This window comes from Mycolicibacterium sichuanense (assembly GCF_033741125.1).
Lineage (GTDB): Bacteria > Actinomycetota > Actinomycetes > Mycobacteriales > Mycobacteriaceae > Mycobacterium.
On record NZ_JAWQPU010000006.1, the window covers coordinates 203,119 to 224,720 of the forward strand.

22 protein-coding genes are annotated in these 21,602 nt (G+C 68.8%); 9 read left to right on the forward strand and 13 right to left on the reverse strand.

The genetic code is table 11. The features are described from left to right. Positions 1-32: 32 nt before the first annotated feature. Positions 33-590: an FKBP-type peptidyl-prolyl cis-trans isomerase gene (locus tag SBI80_RS19355; protein WP_318976689.1), complete on the forward strand. Its 558-nt coding sequence runs from the start codon at positions 33-35 to the stop codon at positions 588-590. Between the two features lie 12 nt (positions 591-602). Here the strand turns inward: SBI80_RS19355 and SBI80_RS19360 are convergent, their stop codons facing one another. From SBI80_RS19360 to ddaH, 5 genes are all read right to left on the reverse strand, one after another. Next, entirely contained in the window at positions 603-1,172 is a 570-nt protein-coding gene (locus tag SBI80_RS19360; protein ID WP_318976423.1) for a hypothetical protein, read from the reverse strand. Between the two features lie 121 nt (positions 1,173-1,293). Further along, positions 1,294-1,659: an Hsp15 family ribosome-associated heat shock protein gene (locus tag SBI80_RS19365; RefSeq protein WP_318976424.1), complete on the reverse strand. Its 366-nt coding sequence runs from the start codon at positions 1,657-1,659 to the stop codon at positions 1,294-1,296. Between the two features lie 38 nt (positions 1,660-1,697). Then, positions 1,698-2,669 (reverse strand): helix-turn-helix domain-containing protein, encoded by a 972-nt coding sequence (locus SBI80_RS19370; protein WP_318976425.1) that lies wholly within the window; start codon positions 2,667-2,669, stop codon positions 1,698-1,700. A 236-nt stretch (positions 2,670-2,905) separates the two neighbouring features. After that, positions 2,906-3,877: an LmeA family phospholipid-binding protein gene (locus SBI80_RS19375; protein WP_318976426.1), complete on the reverse strand. Its 972-nt coding sequence runs from the start codon at positions 3,875-3,877 to the stop codon at positions 2,906-2,908. Between the two features lie 57 nt (positions 3,878-3,934). Then, a complete protein-coding gene (ddaH, locus tag SBI80_RS19380) occupies positions 3,935-4,699 on the reverse strand; it encodes a dimethylargininase (protein ID WP_318976427.1) in 765 nt (254 codons plus the stop codon). Between the two features lie 116 nt (positions 4,700-4,815). Here ddaH and SBI80_RS19385 point away from each other — a divergent pair, with 116 nt between their 5' ends. Then, positions 4,816-5,127 (forward strand): hypothetical protein, encoded by a 312-nt coding sequence (locus tag SBI80_RS19385; RefSeq protein ID WP_318976428.1) that lies wholly within the window; start codon positions 4,816-4,818, stop codon positions 5,125-5,127. A 9-nt stretch (positions 5,128-5,136) separates the two neighbouring features. Here the strand turns inward: SBI80_RS19385 and SBI80_RS19390 are convergent, their stop codons facing one another. The 4 genes from SBI80_RS19390 to SBI80_RS19405 are packed head-to-tail and all read right to left on the reverse strand — an operon-like array spanning position 5,137 to position 9,155. Beyond that, entirely contained in the window at positions 5,137-6,510 is a 1,374-nt protein-coding gene (locus SBI80_RS19390; protein ID WP_318976429.1) for an NtaA/DmoA family FMN-dependent monooxygenase, read from the reverse strand. Between the two features lie 44 nt (positions 6,511-6,554). Then, a complete protein-coding gene (locus tag SBI80_RS19395) occupies positions 6,555-7,448 on the reverse strand; it encodes a MetQ/NlpA family ABC transporter substrate-binding protein (protein WP_318976430.1) in 894 nt (297 codons plus the stop codon). A 28-nt stretch (positions 7,449-7,476) separates the two neighbouring features. Beyond that, on the reverse strand, positions 7,477-8,160 hold the full coding sequence (locus tag SBI80_RS19400) for a methionine ABC transporter permease (RefSeq protein WP_318976431.1): 684 nt from the start codon (positions 8,158-8,160) through the stop codon (positions 7,477-7,479). Next, positions 8,157-9,155 carry a methionine ABC transporter ATP-binding protein gene (locus tag SBI80_RS19405; protein ID WP_318976432.1) on the reverse strand — a complete coding sequence of 333 codons (999 nt, stop codon included), beginning with the start codon at positions 9,153-9,155 and terminating at the stop codon, positions 8,157-8,159. The genes SBI80_RS19400 and SBI80_RS19405 overlap by 4 nt, the downstream gene beginning before the upstream one ends. 375 nt (positions 9,156-9,530) lie before the next feature. Between SBI80_RS19405 and SBI80_RS19410 the strand changes: the two genes are divergently transcribed. The 5 genes from SBI80_RS19410 to SBI80_RS19430 all read left to right on the forward strand — a co-directional run bounded on the left by SBI80_RS19410 (position 9,531) and on the right by SBI80_RS19430 (position 15,503). After that, positions 9,531-9,851, forward strand: a complete 321-nt coding sequence (locus SBI80_RS19410; RefSeq protein WP_318976433.1) for a hypothetical protein — start codon at positions 9,531-9,533, stop codon at positions 9,849-9,851. A 137-nt stretch (positions 9,852-9,988) separates the two neighbouring features. Next, positions 9,989-11,440: an LLM class flavin-dependent oxidoreductase gene (locus tag SBI80_RS19415; protein ID WP_318976434.1), complete on the forward strand. Its 1,452-nt coding sequence runs from the start codon at positions 9,989-9,991 to the stop codon at positions 11,438-11,440. Positions 11,441-11,449: 9 nt separating this feature from the next. Further along, entirely contained in the window at positions 11,450-12,619 is a 1,170-nt protein-coding gene (locus SBI80_RS19420) for an LLM class flavin-dependent oxidoreductase (RefSeq protein WP_318976435.1), read from the forward strand. Next, positions 12,616-13,836, forward strand: a complete 1,221-nt coding sequence (locus SBI80_RS19425) for an SfnB family sulfur acquisition oxidoreductase (protein WP_318976436.1) — start codon at positions 12,616-12,618, stop codon at positions 13,834-13,836. Before SBI80_RS19420 ends, SBI80_RS19425 begins: the two co-directional genes overlap by 4 nt. Positions 13,837-13,895: 59 nt before the next feature. Then, positions 13,896-15,503 carry a methyltransferase regulatory domain-containing protein gene (locus SBI80_RS19430; RefSeq protein WP_318976437.1) on the forward strand — a complete coding sequence of 536 codons (1,608 nt, stop codon included), beginning with the start codon at positions 13,896-13,898 and terminating at the stop codon, positions 15,501-15,503. A 12-nt stretch (positions 15,504-15,515) separates the two neighbouring features. Here SBI80_RS19430 and SBI80_RS19435 read toward each other — a convergent pair whose 3' ends face one another. The 3 genes from SBI80_RS19435 to ripD all read right to left on the reverse strand — a co-directional run bounded on the left by SBI80_RS19435 (position 15,516) and on the right by ripD (position 19,124). Further along, a complete protein-coding gene (locus SBI80_RS19435) occupies positions 15,516-17,348 on the reverse strand; it encodes a fatty acyl-AMP ligase (RefSeq protein ID WP_318976438.1) in 1,833 nt (610 codons plus the stop codon). An 82-nt stretch (positions 17,349-17,430) separates the two neighbouring features. Further along, positions 17,431-18,444 carry an NADP-dependent oxidoreductase gene (locus SBI80_RS19440; protein ID WP_318976690.1) on the reverse strand — a complete coding sequence of 338 codons (1,014 nt, stop codon included), beginning with the start codon at positions 18,442-18,444 and terminating at the stop codon, positions 17,431-17,433. Positions 18,445-18,530: 86 nt separating this feature from the next. Continuing rightward, positions 18,531-19,124, reverse strand: a complete 594-nt coding sequence (gene ripD, locus SBI80_RS19445) for an NlpC/P60 family peptidoglycan-binding protein RipD (protein ID WP_318976439.1) — start codon at positions 19,122-19,124, stop codon at positions 18,531-18,533. A gap of 201 nt (positions 19,125-19,325) precedes the next feature. Here ripD and tenA point away from each other — a divergent pair, with 201 nt between their 5' ends. Next, positions 19,326-20,003 (forward strand): thiaminase II, encoded by a 678-nt coding sequence (tenA, locus tag SBI80_RS19450; RefSeq protein WP_318976440.1) that lies wholly within the window; start codon positions 19,326-19,328, stop codon positions 20,001-20,003. A gap of 98 nt (positions 20,004-20,101) precedes the next feature. Then, on the forward strand, positions 20,102-21,043 hold the full coding sequence (locus SBI80_RS19455; RefSeq protein ID WP_318976441.1) for a R2-like ligand-binding oxidase: 942 nt from the start codon (positions 20,102-20,104) through the stop codon (positions 21,041-21,043). A 24-nt stretch (positions 21,044-21,067) separates the two neighbouring features. Here the strand turns inward: SBI80_RS19455 and tpx are convergent, their stop codons facing one another. Continuing rightward, positions 21,068-21,562 (reverse strand): thiol peroxidase, encoded by a 495-nt coding sequence (tpx, locus tag SBI80_RS19460; RefSeq protein WP_318976442.1) that lies wholly within the window; start codon positions 21,560-21,562, stop codon positions 21,068-21,070. Between the last annotated feature and the right edge of the window lie 40 nt (positions 21,563-21,602).

The window sequence follows — 21,602 nt, forward strand, 5'->3', positions numbered from 1 at the left end:
TCGCACTCGCCGCCTGCGCCGCCCCACTCGTCGTGACCCTGTCCGCGTGCGGCTCTGACGCCAAGGCTCCGTCGACGAGCTCGCCGTCGGTCGCCGACGTGGCGACGTCGTCCCAGACCCCTGCATCGGCCGGTTGCCCGTCGGCGGCCCCGCAGGCCGGTGGAACGCCCGAGTGGACCCTGCCCGGCGCGACGGGCAGCGTCGCCGTCATCGGGTCGACCGACGCGGCCGCCCCGAGCGTGACCGTGACCCCGCCGTTCAGCGTGACCGAGACCCAAGTGCACACGCTGCAGGCCGGTGCTGGCCCGGTGGTGGCCCCGACGGCGACCGTGTCGGTCTGCTACATGGGCGTCAACGGTCGCGACGGAACGGTCTTCGACAGCAGCTACGAGCGAGGCGCCCCGGTCGAGTTCCCGCTCACCGGCGTCGTGCCTGGCTTCCAGAAGGCCATCGCGGGCCAAAAGGTGGGTTCGACGGTCGCCGTCGCGGTCACCTCGGCCGACGGCTACCCCAGCGGTCAGCCGAGCGCGGGCATCCAGCCGGGTGACACGCTGGTGTTCGCGATCAAGGTCCTCGACGCGACGAGCTGATCAGCCCCGCCGCTACCCGGGAGGGGCCGGGACGACCGTCGCCGGCGCCGCCGGCGGTGCGTCGTACCCGGGGGGCGGCGGTCCGTTGAGTGGGTAGTAGCCCGGCGGCAACGCAGGCCCGCCGGTGGCCGGCTGGGCCGGTGCCACGGTGTCGGTCTCGGGGTAGTTCAGCGACTTGAATCCCGGCGGCAGCGGCGGGGGCGGTCCCGCTCCCGGGGGCGGCGGAGCGCCCGCCGGCATCTCGTCGGGCGAACCGAACGGGTTCTGCGCCTGGTGCCAGGCGTCGCGCAGGAAGCCCAGCGGACCACTTCCCGAGCCGTACTGCGGGTTGGCGATCTCGGGCACCACCGGAGGGCCGACGGGCGGTGGCGCGGGCACGTCCAGCGGCGCAGCCGCCGCATCGGGCACGGGCTGGCCAGGGGGCGGTGGCTGAGCCGGCGCACCAGGTGCGCCGGGCACCGGCGGGACGATGGGGTCCGTGGGGTCTGCGGCGGCCTGTCCGGCCATCGTCAGCGTTCCACCAGCGACGATCACACCAGCGAACAGGAGCCTCGCGGCTGTCGTCCGTCGTCGTTCGGTCATGAAATTCGGTCGTCCTCTCTGCTGGCGCCCACGTCCGACCTCCCCGTCACGGGGCCGCAGCGCAGGGCCCATAGTCCCATACATCGACGTCGTGTGACCCGACAACGCGATCGGCCTGGCGTCACCCTTGACGGGCTCGCCACCTGTCCAGCGCGCGGCGGTCCCGCTTGGTTGGCCGACCGGCGCCCCGGTCCCGCAGCGCCACCGCGACCTCGACGGCGGGCGGTGGCGCCGGCGTCCGGTCCAAGAAGCAGGTGACCGCGTCGGCGGCTCCGACACGCTTCTGGATCACGCGCACCACCTCGACGACCCGCGTCCGGTCGCCCAGTCGAGCCTGGACCTGGTCGCCCGGCACCACGGTCGTCGACGGTTTGGCGGGTCGATCGTTGACGCGCACGTGCCCGCCGCGGCAGGCCGTGGCGGCATCGGGGCGCGTCTTGGTCAAACGCACCGCCCACAGCCACCGGTCAACGCGGGTCGACTCCACGGGGTCGAACGTAGTCGCCTCCAGCAGCGACGTCACGACTAGCCGCCGGCGCCCGCGAAGCAGCTGCGGTAGTCGCTTGGCGTCGTCTGGAGCGCGCGCCCGAAGTGGTGCCGGAAGGTGACCGCGGACTCGAACCCGACGCGGCTCGCGATCTGCTCGATCGACAGCGACGACGACTCCAGTAGTGCCAGACTGGCCTGAATACGCTGCGCGACAAGCCATTTGATTGGCGTGGTGCCGGTCTCCGCGGCGAACCGGCGCAGATAGCTGCGCCGGGACAGGCCGGACTGCTCGGCGAGTTGGTCCAGCGTGATCGGAGAATCGAGATGCTCGAGCGCCCACGCCATACCTGCGGCGACGGACCCGTCGGCCGCCGGCTCCGGCACCGGCGAGTAGACGTACTGAGCCTGTCCTCCGGAGCGATGTGGGGAGATCACCAACCGCCGGGCGACGTCGTTGGCCACGCGAGACCCGTGATCGGAGCGCACGACGTGCAGGCACAGATCCAGGCCCGCCGCGCACCCCGCACTGGTGAGGACGTCACCCCCGTCGACGTAGAGCGGCGCTGGATCGACCCGAACCGCCGGGAAGCGCTCCCGCAACACCTCGACGTACAGCCAGTGCGTGGTGGCCGACCGCCCGTCGAGAACGCCCGCCGCAGCGAGGGCGAACGCTCCCGAACAGATCGACACCAGGCGTGCCCCACGCTGGTGGGCCTCGACGATGGCCTCGATCAGCGCAGGCGAGGTGGGTGCCGTGATGTCGCGGACGCTTGGGATGACGAGGGTGTCGGCGGCAGCCAGGTCGGCCAAGCCATACGGCGTCCGGACGGTGGCCCCGCCCAGCATGCGGACCTCCGGTTGCTCCGCACACGTCTTGATCGAGTACCAGGGTCTGGGGATGCCGGCCGAGAAACGGTCCGGCAGTTCGGTGATGCCGAAGATCTCTGCGGCCAGCCCGGATTCGAACCCCGACATGCCGTCGTAGGCGAGGATGGCCACCGAATGCATGTCACTATCTTAGCGAAGAGTGTCACTAGGGCCACTGGTGTCGCTGGGTGGCGGCGGCGAGGATCGAAACATGTTGTATCGAAGGCCATCCCGCGGGCAGAGGCTGAGGCACGGGCGAATCATGCAAGTCCTCGTCGAGTTCGCCGCGGGAGTGCACGCCGCCAACGGACTGGCGCATGGCGCGCGACCACCGGACGACTCGAACGCACGCCGACCCAGGCGGGCCGGGTAGTCCCTCAGAGCCGCGCGAAGCAGGCGTTGGCGTCTGCGGTGGGGATCGAGGCGTTCTGCGTCGAGAACTTGCCGACGACGCCGGTGGCCGTGACCTGCACGCTGTCGGCATGAATTCCCAAGGGATACTGGGCATTCAGCTTCGCGGTCAGCCCGTCGAGCGCCGTCTGCACCGTATCGCTGGCCAGCGGACCGGTCACGTCGACGACGTGCAGGGCGAGGTCGCCATTGGTGACCACGGGCTTGGCCGTGACGGTGATGTCCCCCGCCTCCAGGTTCAGCGTCCCCGCGGCGGGGTCCGTGGTCACTGCGGTGACTAGGCTGCCCACGCCGGGAAGGTTGGCCGCCACCGTGTCCTTGATGCCCGCCGACGTCCACGTCAACGTCGCGTTCAGAGAACCGATGGTGCCCTTCGAATCCGGCGTGCCGTGCAATCGGACGTCGGCCACCGACACGTCTGCCGTCATCCCCTTGGCGTCCTGGACCTGGTTGCCCGACGTCGACACGGAGATGTTGGTGTAGTGCCCCGTGACGTGCTGCCACAGGAACGGCGGGTTGACCCCGAACGAGACCGTCGCACCGTCCTTGACGACGCATTCGGCGACGTCGACCAGGAGGTTGTCGGCACGGTGGCGCGCATACAGTTCGGCCCCGGCGAGCCCGCCGACGACGAGGGCCACCACGATGATCGCCAGCAGCGACAACGACAGTGGATCGCGGAACCACGACCCACGCGGCTTGCGCGGTGGCTTCTCCGGTGCCGGATCGGACGGGGGCCCGATCGTCGGCGGCGGATCACCTGGTCGTCGCACGACGCGGATGCGCTCGGTGGGTCCGGGCTCGGGCGGCGGCTGCGGTGCGCGAGGAATCCGCTGAGTGGGCGGTTCCGGACGGGGCAGCCGTCGGGTGGGGGCATCCGGCCGGGGCGGCTCCACACCACGGCCTGGTCGTCTCGGACCCTGCGGCGGTGTCGTCACCCCACCGATTGTGCCTCAGGGACGCGAGTCGGCATCGATCATCGGCTCGTCGACTACTCAGCGCACCCGCACGCTCAGGCACGTCACGCAGCCCTCGAGCTTCTCGTATTCGGACACGTCGACGGGTTCGATGCGGTAGCCCAGCGCGGCCAACAGAGCCGCCGTCTCGGGTGCGGCCGAACTCATCAGCAACAGATCGTCGGCGAGGATGACGACATGGGCGCCCGGCTCCTCGGGAACGGGCAGGAACGACGGGAAGAGACCGGGGTCGTCGACGACCGGCTCGTATCCGATGATCGTGCCGTCCGGCAGCGCGGTGACCGCGCTCTTCAAGTGCAGCGCCTTGGTGAGTGGCACCGGCGTGACGGTGTAGCCGCGTGGTGCCAGGATCTGTGAAAGTTGGTCGATGGCGGCGGCATTCGTGGTGCCGCTGAGCCCCACGTAGACCTGTGTCCCCACCTTGAGGACGTCACCGCCGTCCAGCGTGCCCTCGGTGATCGCCGTCGACTCCAGCCCGAGCTCGTCGATCATCCGCCGCACCGCCACGACCTCGGGGTTGCGGGTCGGCTGGCGGGGGTTGGTGAGCACGGCGAGGTCACCGAACATCACCACCGCGTCCTCGACGAAGACGCAGTCGGGCATGGCGTCGTCGGTGGCGATCTCGACGGTCGGCCAGCCGTTGCGGTGCAGGGCCGCGACGTAGCCGTCCCACTGGCGCTTGGCGAGTTCGAGATCCAGCGGGCGACGCTCGATGAACGTGACGATTCCGTCGGCCAGGGACTCGGCTGGGCGCCGCACTAGCGCGTAGGGGCGGTCGGGCATCGGCACATCGTCCACAGCGGTGACCAGGTCCGTCAACCGATGGCCGGGCGCGAACGCACCGGGTCGGCGAGTCACGGGTTAAGCTGAGCCGGGTCGGACGAGTCGTTTGGAGCGAAATGATCAACGTGAAGCGCGGGATTCTGGTCTTCGGCTGTGCCGCCGCGTTCGCTGCGGCGCCGTTGGTCGCCGCCTCGCCGGCCGCCGCCAAGGACTGCCCGTACGGCACCGTGCCCACCAAGTTCGAGGGCGTGTGCGTGCAGGGCCAGGCGGGCGGTTTCGGTGCCCCCGGTGTCGTCGTGCCGCCCCAAGCGGGCGCGCCGGGTGCGGACGTCGTCTACAACCCCAACGGCGTGGGATCGGTCAACGGCATCCCCTGCACGCCCGAGCACTACGGCACTTGCATCGGTCTTCAGCAGAGCCAGGGCTAGGCCGACCGCTTAGTTCGTCGCGGCGACGGGTTCCTCGACGCCGTTGAGCAGGTCGTTGTCACCGAACGCGCCCCGGTAGGCGGCCGCGGGATGGGTGTCGGGTAGTCGGTCACCCCGCCCCAGCAGCTTCTGGCGCAACGTGCCCGACTTGTCGGTCGCGATCAGGCCGCGCTCGCGCAGCGTCGGGAACAGCCGTTCGGCGACTTCACGGAACGAGCCTGGCACCGTCGCGTGGTAGACGTTGATGCCGTCGACGCCCGCTTCCCGCCATTCCTCCAACCGATCGGCGATCTCCTCGGGCGTCCCGACGACGCGATTGGCGCCCTCCATCACCCAGGCCATGTCCCGAATGGTCGGCTCGGTATTGCCAGAGACCTCCGACGCCCACCGGATGAAGCTCTTGACGCCGGTGAACTCGCCGAGTTGGCTGATCGGGGTGTCCAGCGGCAGGCTGCCCGCGTCGATTCCCGCGTCACCAAGAGCATGCAGCGCAATGCCTTCCAGGTCGAGGTAGCGCCTAAGCTCGTCGTTGCGGCGCACCGCCTCCGCATGGGTATCGCCGATCACGAAGGACAGGCCCTGGGCAAAGGTGATGTCCTCGGGGTCGCGGCCGTTCTCGGCTGCCAGCGCCCGTGTCTCCGCGGTGAGCCCGAACGCATCGGCCGGGCTCGGGCTGCTGATGTACACGCCCTCGGCATTGCGCGCGGAGAACAGCTGACCGGCCGGCGACGAGCCGGCCTGGAACAGCACCGGGGTGCGCTGCGGCGACGGCGCTACGAAGTGTGGTCCCTCGACCCTGTAGCGCTCGCCAACGTGGTTGATCTTGTGGATCTTCGACGGGTCGGCGTGAATGCCGGCTTCCTTGTCCTGGACCAGTCCGTCGTCATCCCACGAGCCCTCCCACAGCTTGTAGGCCACGTCGACGTACTCGTAGGCCCACTGGTAACGCTGGTCGTGATCGAGCGTGCCCTCGTGGCCAAAACTGCGAAACACGTTGGCGTTGAAGCTGGTGACGATGTTCCAGCCGAGCCTGCCCTCGGTGTAGTGGTCCAGCGACGACATCCGGCGGGCGAAGTTGAATGGGTGGTCCTGGACGATCGAGCTGGTGAAGACGATGCCCAGGTTCTCGGTGGCCGCCGCCAGCGCCGACGCAAGCACGGATGGATCGTTGACCGGAATCTGGATACCGCCTTCGACGGCCTTGCGCCAGTTGCCATTCCACGGCGCCCGCAGTCCGAACACGTCGGCGAAGAAGATCAGGTCGTAACCAGCCCTGTCGACCTCCGCCGCCACCGACGTCCAGTGCCGCAGCGAATTGAACCTGTGGTTGTGCGCCTCCGGTGACCGCCACAACCCATGCAGCACGTGGGAAGCGGTGTTCATGACGAACGCCGAGTAGAAGAGCGGCTTCTTGGTTCGCCGGGAAGTCAAGAGATCGGCCCGAGGGTGTTGCGGATCAGTTCGTCGTCCGTGGTTTGCAGGAACTGCGCGATCTTCGGATCCTCGAAGGTGGCGATCAGCTTCTGGACGTTCGGGTCGTCGAGGTGCTTGTCGGAGACGACGAGTCCACCTTCACTACCCTTGGGCGCGGGCTCGCGGGCGATGATCTGGTTCTCGCGCAGACCGGCGGCGTAGACGTCGGAGATGTGCACCACGATGACGTCGACGTCATCGAGGCTGCGGGCCAGCTGTCCGATCGGAACCTGCACGAACCGGTAGTTCTTCGGGTTGGTGGCGATGTCCGACAGCTGCGGCAGGCCCTTGATGGTGTCCTTGCCCGGTTTGAGGGTGATCTGCTGGTCATGCGCCAGGTCCAGCAGGGCGATGGCCTGCCCGGCCGGGTCGTCGCGCAGCGCGATCTTGGCGCCAACCGGTACCTGCTCCCAGCTCTTGTACTTGTTGGAGTAGGAGGCCTGATCCCAGGTGAACGTCGGCGCGGCCAGCGTCAGATGAAACCCGTTGGCGGCGATGGCATCGTTGAGGAACGGCTGATGCTCGAAGAAGTTGCCCGCCACGGTGCCGGCGTCGACGGCGCGGTTGATCTCGATCAGGTTGTCGATCTTGACCGGTTCGATGGTGATGCCGTGGCTCGGAGCCACCTCGTCGGTGATGTACTTCAGCAGGTTCTCCGCGGCGATGTCGGTGCTCCAGGTCGCCACCTTGAGGTTGGTGCCGAAGGGCTTGTCCTCGTTCGACGATTTCGCGTACGTCACTCCCCCCGCGATCGCGACGACCACCACCACGGCAGCGGCAATCCAGGGCCACCGCCTCTTCTTCTTGATCTCGATCTCGTCGGCGGGAGAATCGGTGAGATTGGTCATGGATGTTCCTTCGTGTCGAAGCTGAGGGTCAGCGGGTGAGGGCTTTGACGAGGCGGTCGCCGGCGAATTGGACCACCTGCACCGTCGCGATCAGAGCGATGACCGTGGCGATCATGATGTTGTGGTCGAAACGGTTGTAGCCGTAGGTGATTGCGAGGTTGCCGACGCCGCCGGCACCGATGGAACCGGCGATTGCCGAGTATTCGATCATCGCGATGACGTTGACGGTGAGCGCGCCGGCGAGAGCGGGCAGCGCCTCGGAGAGCTGAACCGTTCGAATCAACTGCAGGCTGGTACCACCGGAGACCAAACCCATGTCGGTGACGTCGGAACGCACGTCACGTAGCGCGTTCTGCACCAGCCGCGCGAAGAACGGCACCCCGGCGACCGCCATCGGCACGATCGCCGCGGATATTCCGATGGTCGTCCCGACCAGGAAGCGGGTCAGCGGGATGATCGCCGTCATGAGAATCAGGAACGGCAGCGAGCGGCCGATGTTCACGATCGTGTTGAGCACCCCGAACACCTTCGGGTTGGGATGGAGCCCGAGGACCGAGGTGTTGTGCAGCGTGATGCCGACCGGTGTACCGATGATCAGCACCAGCACCATCGTGACGCCGACCATCACCCAGGTCTGCCCGTAGGCAGGCAGGAGCAGATCAGGGACCTTGGCCCAGGGCGTGCTGAAGTCCTCTCCCGCAGCGTAGTTCACGCTGCCGCCCCTTCCTTGGCGGAGACCTGGACGACGTGCAGACCGCGTTCCCGAAGGTAGCCCTCGAACCCCGCAGGCGCCGACGGCGATACGGCCAGCACTGCGCGCCCCACCGCGACTCCGCGGATGGCCTCCACGCTCGCGCTGAGCACGCTGACCTGCGAGTCGGCGATGCCGGGGACGGTGTGGATCGAGGTCAGCCAGTCCAGCGGAACCGTGCGCGATGCGTAGGACACCTCCCAAACCTCGCCCGAACCGTCGAACGGAACGCTGGGCCGGTCCGGCAGCAGTTCACGGGCGAGCGTGGACGTCGGATCGAGGATCACGTCACCGACCGCGCCGCTCTCGATGATGCGGCCACCATCGATGCGCGCGACCGAGTCCGCGATCTCTCGCACGACTTCCATCTCGTGGGTGATCAGGATGATCGCCAACCCCAGGTCGTCGCGAAGATGACTCAGCAGGCCCAAGATCGCCTTCGTCGTGCTCGGATCGAGGCCGGAGGTCGCCTCGTCCGACAGCAGATACGACGGGCCGAGGGCCAGCGCTCGGGCAATGCCGACCCGTTGCTTCTGGCCTCCCGAGAGCTGGGCCGGCAGATAGTCACGACGGTCGGCGAGGCCAACCCGCTCGAGAAGTGAGTTCACCCGCTTCTCCACGGAAGCGTCGGTGGCGCCCAGGTATTGGAGTGGCAGCGCGATGTTCTGCGCGACGGTCCGGCGGCGCAGCAGCGGGGCGGTCTGGAAGATGACGCCGACGCTGCGGCGGGCCGCCACCAACTCGGAGCCCTCGAGCCGGCTGAAGTCCTTGCCGTCGACCCGGACGGAGCCGCTGGTGGGGCGCTCCAGGAAGCTGACGCACCGCGACAGTGTCGTCTTGCCGGCGCCGCTGGGACCGACGACGGCGAGGATCTCCCCGTTGGGAACCGACAACGAGACGTCGTCGAGGACGGTGCGATCGCCGAACCGCTTGGTGAGGTTCTCGATCTCGATCATGTGAGCTCGCTTCGTCGAATGCCGTTGGGAGGCCGGGATTATGGCGACGTGGCCGGCGGCGGACACCACGACGTGTCGGCCGCGACGGTCCGACGATCGACCCTAGGCGCGTTGTCAGCGGACCCACAGGTTACGGATCGGCCTGATCCGAAGGCGGCGGGACGCACCTCGTCGGCACGACGAACACGCTGTTCGGGTAACCGTAGGGGCGTGACGGGACTCCATAGCGCATGCTGACTTCCCTCCCAGCTGACACTTAACTTCGCTAAGCAAGCTGGTCCACATGTCGCCGAACCGGGTTCGCCCAGGAGTCGGCCGGCGGCGGTATCTCCGACGGCGGGTGGCCTGCCGTCCGATACGCGAGAGAGGATCGAGATGAAGCCAGCGAAGATCATCGTCGGTACGGTGATTGCGAGCGGCCTGGCCGCCGCCGCGTTCGGCATGGGCGCCGGAGTCGCCAATGCCTCCCCAGGGATGGCACCGATTCCCGCCGACTGGGGCCCGCCGCCGCCTCCTCCCGGACCGGGCTGGGGTGGACCGGGTGGACCGGGCTGGGGTGGCCCCGGACCCGGCCCGGTCGGCTGGGCGCCTCCGCCACCGCCTCCTCCGGCGTGGAACCAGGGCCCGATCCCCGGCGGCTGGAACGGCGGTTGGGAACCGCCCGGCGGATTCTGCCTCGGACCCTTCTGTGTCTAGGCCGCCTGCCGGCGGCTGAACCACGCGTCCGTGACACCGGAGCGGTGGCCTCGAGGAGAAGCCACCGCTCCCGTCACTTCAGATCGCGCTGAGGCAAAGCAGTGACCTCGAGCGCCGGCGTCGCGATACTCCGTCCAGTGACTCGATCGATCCGTTTCAACGCGTTCGACATGAACTGCGTCGCCCACCAATCCCCTGGCCTCTGGCGTCACCCCCAGGACCAGTCCGCCCGCTACAAGGATCTGGCCTACTGGGCTGATTTGGCGAAGTTGTTGGAGCGCGGCAGGTTCGATGGGCTGTTCATCGCCGACGTGCTCGGTACGTACGACGTCTACGGCGCCAGCGACGAGGCCGCCATTCGGCAGGCCGCGCAGGTCCCGGTCAACGACCCCCTGCTGCTGGTCTCCGCGATGGCCCTGGTGACCGAACACCTCGGCTTCGGCATCACCACGGGTACCGGCTTCGAGCACCCTTATCCGTTCGCGCGGCGGGTGTCCACCCTCGACCACCTGACCAAGGGCCGGGTCGGGTGGAACGTCGTCACCGGCTACCTCCCCGCGGCCGCCCGCAACATGGGTCAGACCGACCAGCCCGCCCATGACGCCCGCTACGACCACGCCGACGAGTACCTCGAGGTGCTCTACAAGCTGTGGGAGGGTTCCTGGGAGGATGACGCGGTCCTCCGCGATCGTGAGCGCGGTGTCTTCACCGATCCCGACAAGGTGCACCACATCGGCCATTCCGGTGCGCACTTCGAAGTGCCGGGCATCCATCTGTCCGAACCGTCGCCGCAACGAACGCCGGTGATCTTCCAGGCCGGCGCCTCACCGCGCGGCGTGCGGTTCGCCGCCGAGAACGCCGAGGCCATCTTCACCGCGGCTCCGACGAAGGCCATCCTGCGCGAGACGGTCACCACGATCCGGCGCGAACTCGAGCTTGCCGGACGAGATCCCTACAGCGCCAAGATCTTCAACCTCACCACCGTCATCACCGCCGATACCGACGAGCAGGCGCGGGCCAAGCACGCCGAATACCTCGCCTACGGCGACCCGGAGGGCGCGCTGGTGTTCATGTCCGGCTGGATGGGCGTCGATCTCGCGCGCTACGGCCTCGACGAACCGATCGGCAACGTCGACTCCAACGCCATCCTCTCGGCGGTCAAGGCCTTCCAGTCCGCGGACCCCGACGGTGGCGAGTGGGCCGTTCGGGACATCGCCAACTGGGGCAAGATCGGCGGCATCGGACCCTTGGTCGTCGGCTCGGGGACGCACGTCGCCGACGTTCTGCAGGAGTGGGTCGCCGAGACCGACGTCGACGGTTTCAACCTGGCGTACGCCATCACCCCCGGATCGTTCGCCGACTTCATCGATCACGTCGTGCCGGTGCTCACCGAGCGCGGCGCCTACCAGTCGGAGTACACCCCGGGCACGTTGCGCCACAAGCTGTTCGGACGCGGTGACAGACTGCCGGCCGAGCATCGGGGGGCAAGCTATCGAGTGGGAGGCCCGGCCTCGACGATAATCGAGCGTCCGTCCACCCTGCCATCGTCATCGTCGTCGACGGCCTCGCAGCCGACGGCCAGCCGCTAGGAGTACCGCATGCCCGTCAAGCTCCATTGGTTCCTGCCCACCTACGGCGACAGCCGCCTGATCGTGGGCGGCGGTCACGGCACCCCGGCCGGTTCGGCCCACAGCGATCGGGACGCATCGATCGACTATCTGGGCTCCATCGTTCGCGCCGCCGAGTCGTTCGGCTTCACCGGTGCACTCATCCCGACGGGCGCGTGGTGCGAGGACGCCTTCATCACCGCCGCCCTGCTAGCTCGTGAGACGACGTCGCTGGCGTTCCTCGTCGCATTCCGCCCCGGCCTCGTCAGCCCCACCCTGTCGGCTCAGATGGCTGCGACCTTTGCCCGGCACGCACCCGGCCGGTTGCTGCTCAACGTCGTCGTCGGCGGGGAAGCCCACGAGCAGCGGTCGTTCGGGGACTTCCTCGACAAGGACGCGCGCTATGAGCGGTGCGACGAGTTCCTCGACGTCGTGCGCCGACTGTGGGCAGGCGAGACGGTGACGCTGGACGGCAAGCACATCCAGGTCGAGGAAGCGGCGCTGGCGATACCGCCGAACCCGGTGCCGCCCTTGTACTTTGGAGGCAGTTCGAAGGCGGCGGGACCGGTGGCCGCCAAGCATGCCGACGTCTACCTGACGTGGGGAGAGCCGCCGGAAGCGGTTCGCACCAAGATCGAGTGGATCCGCAAGGAGGCCGCCGAAGAGGGCCGCGCCGTGCGCTTCGGCATTCGGCTGCACACCATCTCCCGGGACACCTCCGAGGAGGCGTGGGCGCAGGCAGGCAAGTTCATCGACGCCCTCGACGAGGAGACGGTGCGCAACGCGCAGGCCGGGTTGAGCCGCAGCCAGTCCGAGGGCCAGAAGCGCATGCTCGCGCTGCACGAGGCCAGCCGCGCCAACGGTTCCTGGAACGACGCGCGCAGCCTGGAGATCGCCCCGAATCTGTGGGCTGGCGTCGGGCTGGTCCGCGGAGGGGCGGGCACGGCGCTGGTCGGCAGCCACACCGAGGTCGCCGATCGGATCGCCGAATACGCCGCGATCGGAATCGACGAGTTCATCTTCTCGGGCTATCCACACCTCGAGGAACTGTTCTGGTTCGGCGAGGGCGTCGTTCCGATCCTTCGCGAACGCGGTCTCTTCGACGCCGGACGGGTGGACGTCGCACCGGCGTCGATCCCGTTCGTCGGCGCCGCGCGGTGAACGCACCCGCGGTGGTCGACGGTGCCGTGTCCGCCGCCGACGCCGTCGGTGTGGCGCAGCGTCTCTCGGCACGATTCGCCCAGGAGGCCAGTGCCAGGGACGTCGGCCGGGAACTACCCCGTGACCAGGTGCGGGAGCTCAAGGAGTCGGGCTTGCTGGCACTGTCGGTGCCCGCCGCGTATGGCGGCCCCGATGCGCCGGCGACCGTGGTGTCCGAGGTGTTCCGGCTGCTCGCGCACGCCGACCCGTCGCTCGCCCAGATCCCCCAGTCGCACTTCACCTTCCTGGAAGCGCTGCGTCTGACGGGAACCCCCGAGCAGCAGGACTTCTTCTATGGTCTGGTCCGCGGCGGGGCGCTGTTCGCCAACGCCCAGTCCGAACGTGGTCCCAACCCGATCGACGTGGACGGCACCACACTCACCGAGACCGACGCCGGCGACTACGTGCTCGACGGCCGCAAGTTCTATTCCACCGGAGCCCTGTTCGCCGACTGGGTGATCGTGCGCGCCTCCCTCGCGGACGGGTCGGGCTCCCCACCCACCTCGGCCACCCCCAAGGCACTGGCCTTCGTCCCGCGGAACGCCAACGGTCTGGAGATCGTGGACGACTGGGACGGCATGGGCCAGCGCACGACGGCGTCGGGCACCGTTGCCCTCGATGGCGTGCGCGTGCCGTCGGCACACGTCGTGCCGTTCTCCCCCATCTTCAGCGGGCCGACGGTCTATGGCGCCCACGCCCAGCTGCTGCACACCGCCCTCGACGTCGGCATCGCGACCGGCGCACTCGAGGAGGGCGTCCGGCAGGCCGGCCGGGCACGCCCGCACTTCGAGGCCGGCGTCGTCTCCGCCGCCGACGATTCCACGCTGATCCAGGCCGCCGGCGAGTTGGTGGTCACGGTGCGCGGCGCTCAGGCACTGCTCGTCGAGGCCGCCCGCCGGCTGGACGCGGCACGGTCCGACCTGACCGCCGACACGGCTGCGGCGGCATCCATAGCCGTCGCCGTCGCCAAGGTCGCCGCGGTCCGTGCCGCGCTCGAGGCCGCCAGCGTGCTGTTCGACCTCGGCGGCACCCGCAGTGCCTCGGCCAGCGGCAACCTGTCGCGGTTCTGGCGCGATGCGCGCACCCACACGCTGCACGATCCCACCCGCTGGAAGTTGCAGCACATCGGCCGGTACATCCTGTCGGGCACCCCACCGCCGCGCCACGGACAGATCTGAGCGCCCATCCGCGGTGGCCTTCGCAGGCTGTGGTCGAATGATGACGACCACCGTGGACGATGCGAACGATCAAGGGACGGACGTTGATTCAACAGGACGGCCCGAGCCGGACCAGTAGCGAGGCAACGGATGCCTTGCGTTCGGACTACGACAACACGCCGTACACCTCGAATTCATTCTCACAGTCGGCACCGGGACGACTAGCGGCCATCGCGCACCTGTTCGGACTGTCGGCTCCGGAGGTCTCGCGCGCCCGCGTACTGGAGCTCGGCTGCGCGGCCGGCGGGAACCTCATCCCCTTCGCAGCCGCGCATCCGGCCGCTCGCGCCGTCGGCGTCGACCTCTCCCAGGTCCAGATCGATCAGGGACGCGCGCACGTCCACCAGCTCGGCCTGGACAACCTCGAGCTGATCGCAGCCGACCTGGCCCAGCTGGATCTCCGAGCGTTGGGCGAGTTCGACTTCGTGATCGCCCATGGGCTCTACAGCTGGGTTCCGCCAGAGGTTCGCGACGCCCTGCTGGCAACCATCCGCGCCGTGCTGGTACCCGACGGCATCGCCTACGTCAGCTACAACACCTATCCGGGCTGGAAGGCCAAGGAGACGCTGCGCGACGCGATGCTGCTCGCCAGCGGCGCGAGCACCACCCCGCAGGAGAAGGCTCGCGACGCCCGCGAGATGGTCGACTTCCTGGCCACGGCCGCTCCGACCGACAGCGTCCTGGCCGCGGTGGTGTCCGTGGCCAGGGAGCACGCCCTCGGCTTCGCCGACTCCTATCTGCTGCACGACGAGCTCGCCACCTTCAACGCTCCCTGCTACTTCTACGAGATGGTGGGTCACGCTGGCGCACATGGTCTTTCGTACCTCGGGGAGGCGCATGTCGAGACGATGTTCCCGGCCAACTTCGGTCCCACGGTCGCCGACTACCTCGACGCGAAGTGCGGGGGTGTCCAGGTACTCGTGGAGCAGTACCTGGACTTCGCGCTCAACCGCATGTTCCGCGAATCGCTGCTGGTGCACGCCGAGGCGGCGGCGCGCATTCGACATCAGCCAGACCGCGGCCGCTTCGGTGGTGTGCACGTCGCCGCCTGGGTGCCGCCCGCCGCGGAGCCGACCTCGATCGACCACGCCCGCCAGGAGTACGTGGTGTCGGACGCCACGCTCTTCACCAACGACCCCGGCGTCAAGGCCGCGATGGATGCGCTCAGTGCGCGGTGGCCGTGGACATCGTCACGGGCGGAGCTGTACGACGCGGTGCACACCCGGCTGGTGTCGGCGGGACTGACTCCCGGCGATCGGCTCGCCGAGCACCTCGACGACCTGGTGGGCGTGCTGATCATGCAGGGTGCGGCCAGCTTCCGGCTCGACCCGATCGTTCCGGAGGAAGGTGATCCAAGGCTGCTTCGGCTGGATCCGGCCGCCAGGCGGATGGCCGAGATCACCCGCACGCCAGACGGCACCGCCCGCACGTTCAACGCCTGGCACGAGACCCACGAGCTGACGCCTGCGGACGCGCTGCTGGTCCCCCTGCTGGACGGCACCCGCGACCAGGATGCCCTGCTGGCTGCGTTGGTTGCGGGTCTGGACGATGATCCAGCCGCGCTGGCCGCACAGGTCGACACCCTCCCTCAGCGCCTGACGGAGATGAAGCTGATCCGCCTCCCCTAGCTCCAACCGCGTTCAGCCCCAGGCGCCCTCGAGGTATTGCGCCCGACAGGCGCGCCGGGCCAGCTTGCCGCTGGTGGTGCGGGGGATCGACCCGGCCGGCAGGACCCGGACGTCGTGCACCACCAGCCCGTGTCGGTGCGCGACCAGCGAACCGATGGCCTCGACCGCCGCGGTCGGATCGGCCCGATTGGTACGCGGCGCACGTTCGGCGACGACGACGAGGCGCTCGCCATCGTCACCCGGCACCGTGAAGGCCGTCGCGTAGCCGCGCCGCACCGTCGGGGACGCGTCGGCGACGGTGGCCTCGATGTCCTGCGGATAGAAGTCGAGCCCGTCGATCACGATGCGATCGGCGATCCGGCCGGTGACGTACAGCTCGCCGTCGAAATGGAACCCGAGATCACCGGTGCGCAGCCACCTGGCCGAGCTCGGCAACCCCGCGGCGTGACTGCCGGTATCCAACCGCGACGCGAGCCTCGCCCCGAACGTGTGCCGGGTCTCCTCGGGCAGGCCCCAGTAACCGCGACCCACGTTGTCGCCGTGCAACCACATTTCACCGACCTGACCGTCCGGCAACTCGGCACCGGTGGCGGGGTCGACGACGACAGCCCACAGACTCCGTGCGACCTGACCGGACGACACCTGCGCCACGGCGTACGGCGCATCCGCCTCGACCCGCACCGCGCGACCCGCGGCGAGCTGATCACGGTCGAAGTACGCCACCGTCGCCTGCGCGGTGGGCGCGGTGGTCGCGACGAGCAACGTGGCCTCGGCGATGCCGTAGGAAGGCTTGATCGCCGTCGCCGGCAGCCCGAAGGGGGCGAAGGCCGCGTTGAACGCCTCGATCGCGTCGATGCTGACCGGCTCGGAGCCGATGATCATCACGACGTTGCGCAGGTCGACGTCGTCACCTTCGGCGGGCAGCCCCCGCTGCGCGGTCCACTCGTAGGCGAAGTTGGGGGCGGCCGTCACCACCCGCCCGCGGCTCGAACCGTCGGACAGAGCCTGGATCCAGCGCTGCGGCCGGCGGACGAACGCCGTCGGCGACAGCAGCGTGGAGTGCCCGCCGTACACCGCGGGGAAGCCGATCATCGACAACCCCATGTCGTGGTAGAGCGGTAACCAGCTGACGCCGTGGGTGTTTCGATCGAGTAGGTCGATCGACAGGATCATCTGGATCAGATTGGTGCCGACGGCCAGGTGGGTGACCTCCACGCCGACCGGCGGCCGCGTCGACCCCGAGGTGTACTGCAGGTGCGATACGTCCTCGACGCCGACCTCGACGGGGGTGAACTCACCGGCCATCGCGTCGGGGATGCGGTCGATGACCGCGACCCGCGGGCGCAGCGCCTGCGGCAGCGTCGCGAGGAACGCCTCGACGGAGTCGATCACCGAGTCGGTGACCAGGACGACGGTGGGTCGGGAGTCGCGAAGCGCGGTGTCGAGCCGTTCGGCGTGCCCGGGGAGCTCCGGTGCGAAGAGCGGCACCGCAATGGTGCCCGCCTTGATCGCCGCGAAGAACCCGGCGACGTAGTCCAGACCCTGCGGCGCGAGGATCGCCACCCGGTCGTCGCGAGCGGCCAGCCGTTGCACCTGCGCCCCGATGGCGCGGATCCGGACGCCGAGCTGGGCCCAGGTCATCTCGACCGCGTGGCCCGCGTCGTTGCGGGTGAAGTCGAGGTAGCGGTAGGCCACCTCGTCGGGCACGAACGTGACGTTGCGGTCGATCAGCGAGGACAGCGTGACGCCCGGCGGCAACCGCACTCCACCATCGGCGTCGAGGCAATCCTCGATCCGCAGCAGCCCGGTGGGGACGACGAACCCTTGCCCGGAACCGACCGTCATACCGGCAGTCTATGCGGCGCAACGGAATGCGGGCCGGCTCCGTCCTTGGTGCCCACCTCGGGCTCGGGTGGGCGAGCCCACCTCAGGCTCGGGTGGGCTCGCCCACCTTCACGAGCATCTTGCCGATGTTTGCCCCCGTGAACAGACCGTTGAGCGCATCGACGCACGACTCGATGCCGTCGTAGATGGTCTCGCGGTGCACCAGCAGTCCACGGGCCTCCCAGCCGCGGAGCGCGGCGAACGCCTCGTCGAAGCGGCCCCATTCGTCGAGCGCGTTGAACCCCTGCATCGTCGCGGTCTTGGCCAGGATGTTGACGTAGTTCGCAGGCCCGGGATGCTCCCCGGTCAGGTAGCTGGAGATGACCCCGCACAGCACGACCCTGGCCTTGGGTGCCAGGCGCCCGAGCACCGCGTCGAGGATGGGCCCGCCCACGTTGTCGAAGTACACGTCGACCCCGCGCGGGCAGTGATGCTTGAGCGCGGCGGCCAGATCGCCGGCACGGTAGTCGATGCAGGCGTCGAAGCCGAAGTCGTCGACCACGGCGCGGCACTTCTGCGGCCCGCCCGCGATGCCAACTACGCGCGCCCCGGCGATCCGCGCGATCTGCCCCGCCACCGAACCCGTGGCGCCCGCGGCCGCGGAGACCACGACCGTGTCACCATCCCGGGGGCGGCCGATGTCGTTCATGCCGAAGTAGGCCGTGGCCCCCGTCGGTCCGTAGATCGACATCACCGCGGGCTGATCGATGTGCTCCATACCGGTCACCGGCGTACAGAACAGGTCGTCGCGAACGATGACGTACTCCTGGAAGCCGGACAGCGTGGTGACCACGTCGCCCACCGCGTAAGCAGGACACCGCGATTCGACGACCTCCCCGATGCCGGCGGCCCGGATGACCTCACCAAGCCCGACCGGCGGGAGATATCCGGGCTGATCGTCCAGCCACGTCCGCGCAGCGGCGTCGATGCCGACGTAGGTCATCCGGACCAGCGCCTCACCGTCGGCGGGACACGGCGCAGGCGAGACGACGAGCTCGGTGTCGGCGGGCTCGACGAGGCCCGTTGGCCGCCGGCGCAACACGATCTGGCGATTCATCGGGTCGGCCACGATGGTGAAGGTAGCCGAACCTCACCGCCCCTTCGGGCGATATCGGCGATCCGGGCCGGTCCGCCCGCGGACGGTCAGGCGATGATGCGGCCCAGATACGGCGTCATGCCGTTGGTGCGCACCGGCGACACCTTGACCACCGGGTCGCTGGCCTCCAGCATCTGACCGTTGCCGAGGAACAGCGCCACACTCTGGGTGCCGTCGGGACCATAGAAGATCAGATCGCCGGGCAGGGCCTGGCTCGGATCCACCTTCTGGGCGACCTTGTACTGCTCACCCGAGGAACGCGGCAGCTTGATCCCGGCGCCGGCAAAGGCGTAGACGATGATGCCCGACGCGTCGAAGCCCACGACGCTGGGCGCCGGGGTGGTGTCGTCGATGGAGCCGGGCAGCGCGCGGTAGATGCCGGTGGTCGGCGAGGCGGCGGGAGTGTTGGCCCGCTGCTCGGTGGCCAGGACGTCGGTCCGCGAGTCGCTGCCGAGCGTGGGGCCGGTCGCATCGCCACCGCCGTAGGAGAACGCGACGCCACGCTGCGAGAGCGCCCGCGCGATGACGAAGTCCACGGCCTGCTGGTTGCGGGCTGGCCGCGTGTAGGGATCGGCGCTCGCCAGACCCGGCGTCACCGCCAGCATCGCCAAGCTGATCACCAGGGCGTAAATGCGTCTCATCGAACTTCCATCTCTCTGCGGCTCTCGGGGGCACGTCCTCGTGCCTTCCTCTGCCGTCACCACTCGACAAGATCACTTCTACTCCCCCGCGACCTGGACTTTCCAATTGTCGAGTGGCCCAACGCCAATGAGCCGCCATACCGTGACCCAACGGTGACGAGCGGACCCGCTGGCCACCCTCTGCGGGTAGGTTGCCGACCCATGACACCTCGATCACCGACCTGGTCGGAACGGCTCTGGGCCGACGTCGAACCGACGTTCCAGGCGATCCTCGCTCATCCGTTCGTGACGGGGCTGACCGACGGCACCCTCGACCCCGACGTGTTCTCCCACTACGTCGCCCAGGACGTGCACTATCTGCGGGACTACGCGCGGGCACTGGCGATCGTGGCGGCCAAGGCACCCAGTCTGACCGACACCGCGATGTTCGCCAGGCACGCCGCCGAGGTGCACGACGTCGAACTGGCGCTGCACGACGAGTTGCTGCCCGCGCTCGGTCTCGACGCCGCCACCGTGGGTGGGGCGCGCGTCGCACCGACCACCCAGGCCTACACCAGCTACCTGATCGCCACGACGTACGGCGGGAGCTTCGCCGACGGACTGGCCGCGATCCTGCCCTGCTACTGGATCTACGCCCGCGTCGGAACGGCGCTGCTGGAACGCGGATCGCCGGATCCGCGATTCCGCAGGTGGATCGACAGCTATGGCGGTGACGACTTCGCCGCGACCGTCGCCCAGGTCATCGCGCTCACCGATCGGGTCGGGCTGAACCTCGACCCGGCCGAAGAGGCCGTGGCGCGGGCACACTTCGTCACCACGGCGCGCTACGAGTGGATGTTCTTCGACGCGGCGTACCGCCTGGAGGACTGGCCCGTGTGAGCTCGGATCGGCGGTTTCTGCCCGGGCGGGATGTGACGCGGAGCACCATGTGCAGAGGTGCATCAGCCGGCACCGACCTGAGCCGAGGAGATCGTTCGATGACACGCACGGGACTGGGGTCGCTCCGACAGGGCGGCCTGAACTGGAACAGTCTTCCGATGAAGCTGTTCGCCGGCGGGAATGCCAAGTTCTGGGATCCCGCCGACATCGACTTCTCCCGCGACCGGGAGGACTGGCAGGCGCTGACCGACCTGGAACGCGACTGGGCCGCGCGATTGTGCGCGGAGTTCATCGCCGGGGAGGAGGCCGTCACCGAGGACATCCAGCCGTTCATGGCGGCGATGCGCGCCGAGGGACGCCTCGGCGACGAGATGTACCTGACCCAGTTCGCGTTCGAAGAGGCCAAGCACACTCAGGTGTTCCGGCTATGGCTGGACGCCGTCGGACTCACCGAGGACCTCCACCACTACCTCGACGACCTGCCGGCGTACCGCAAGATCTTCTACGAGGAGCTGCCGGAGTCGCTCGACACGCTGACCACCGACCCGTCGCCCGCGGCTCAGGTGAAGGCGTCGGTCACCTACAACCACGTCATCGAGGGCATGATGGCGTTGACGGGATACTATGCGTGGCACAAGATTTGCGTGAGCCGCAACATCCTGCCCGGCATGCAGGAGCTGGTTCGGCGCATCGGTGACGACGAGCGCCGCCACATGGCATGGGGGACGTTCACGTGCCGGCGCCACGTGGCCGCCGACGACGCGAACTGGTCGGTGTTCGAGACCCGGATGAACGAGCTCATCCCGCTGGCCCTGAGCAATACCCAGGAGGCGTTCGCCCTCTACGACGAGATCCCGTTCGGCCTCGAGATGGACGAGTTCATGCAATACGCCAGCGACAAGGGCATGCGGCGATTCGGCACCATCAGCAGCGCCAGAGGACGCCCGGTCGCGGAGATCGACCTCGACTACTCGCCGCTGCAGTTGGAGGACACGTTCGCCGACGAGGACCGCAGGGCCCTCGCCGGCGCGTCGGCCTGACCTCGCGCGGCGAGGCGTCGCAGGCTAGCTCAGTGCTGCCAGCGCGGCGTCGTAGTCCGGCTCCTGGCCGATCTCGGGGACCAGCTCGGAGTAGGTCACATTGCCGTCCGCGCCGACCACGACGACGGCGCGTCCCAGCAGGCCGGCCATGGGGCCGTCGGTGATGGTGATGCCGTAGTCCGCTCCGAACGTGTCGCGGAACGCCGACGCAGTCGTCACGTTCTCGATGTCCTCGGCGCCGCAGAAGCGCTTCTGGGCGAACGGCAGGTCGTTCGAGACGCAGAGCACGGTGACGCCCTTCTCGGCGGCCCGCTCGTTGAACGTCCGCACGCTGGTCGCGCACACCGGTGTGTCCACCGACGGAAAGATGTTGAGCAGCAGGGCCTTACCGCGGAAGTCCTCGCTGGTGACGGCGCCGAGGTCGGTGCCGGTGAGGGTGAATGCCGGAGCCGGGGCTCCGACGGCGGGGAGTTCGCCAACGGTGTTGATGGGGTTTCCGCGCAACGTTATCTGTGCCATGCGGACCAGTCTGCCAAGCCCGCCGCAAGCGCGTGGGTTC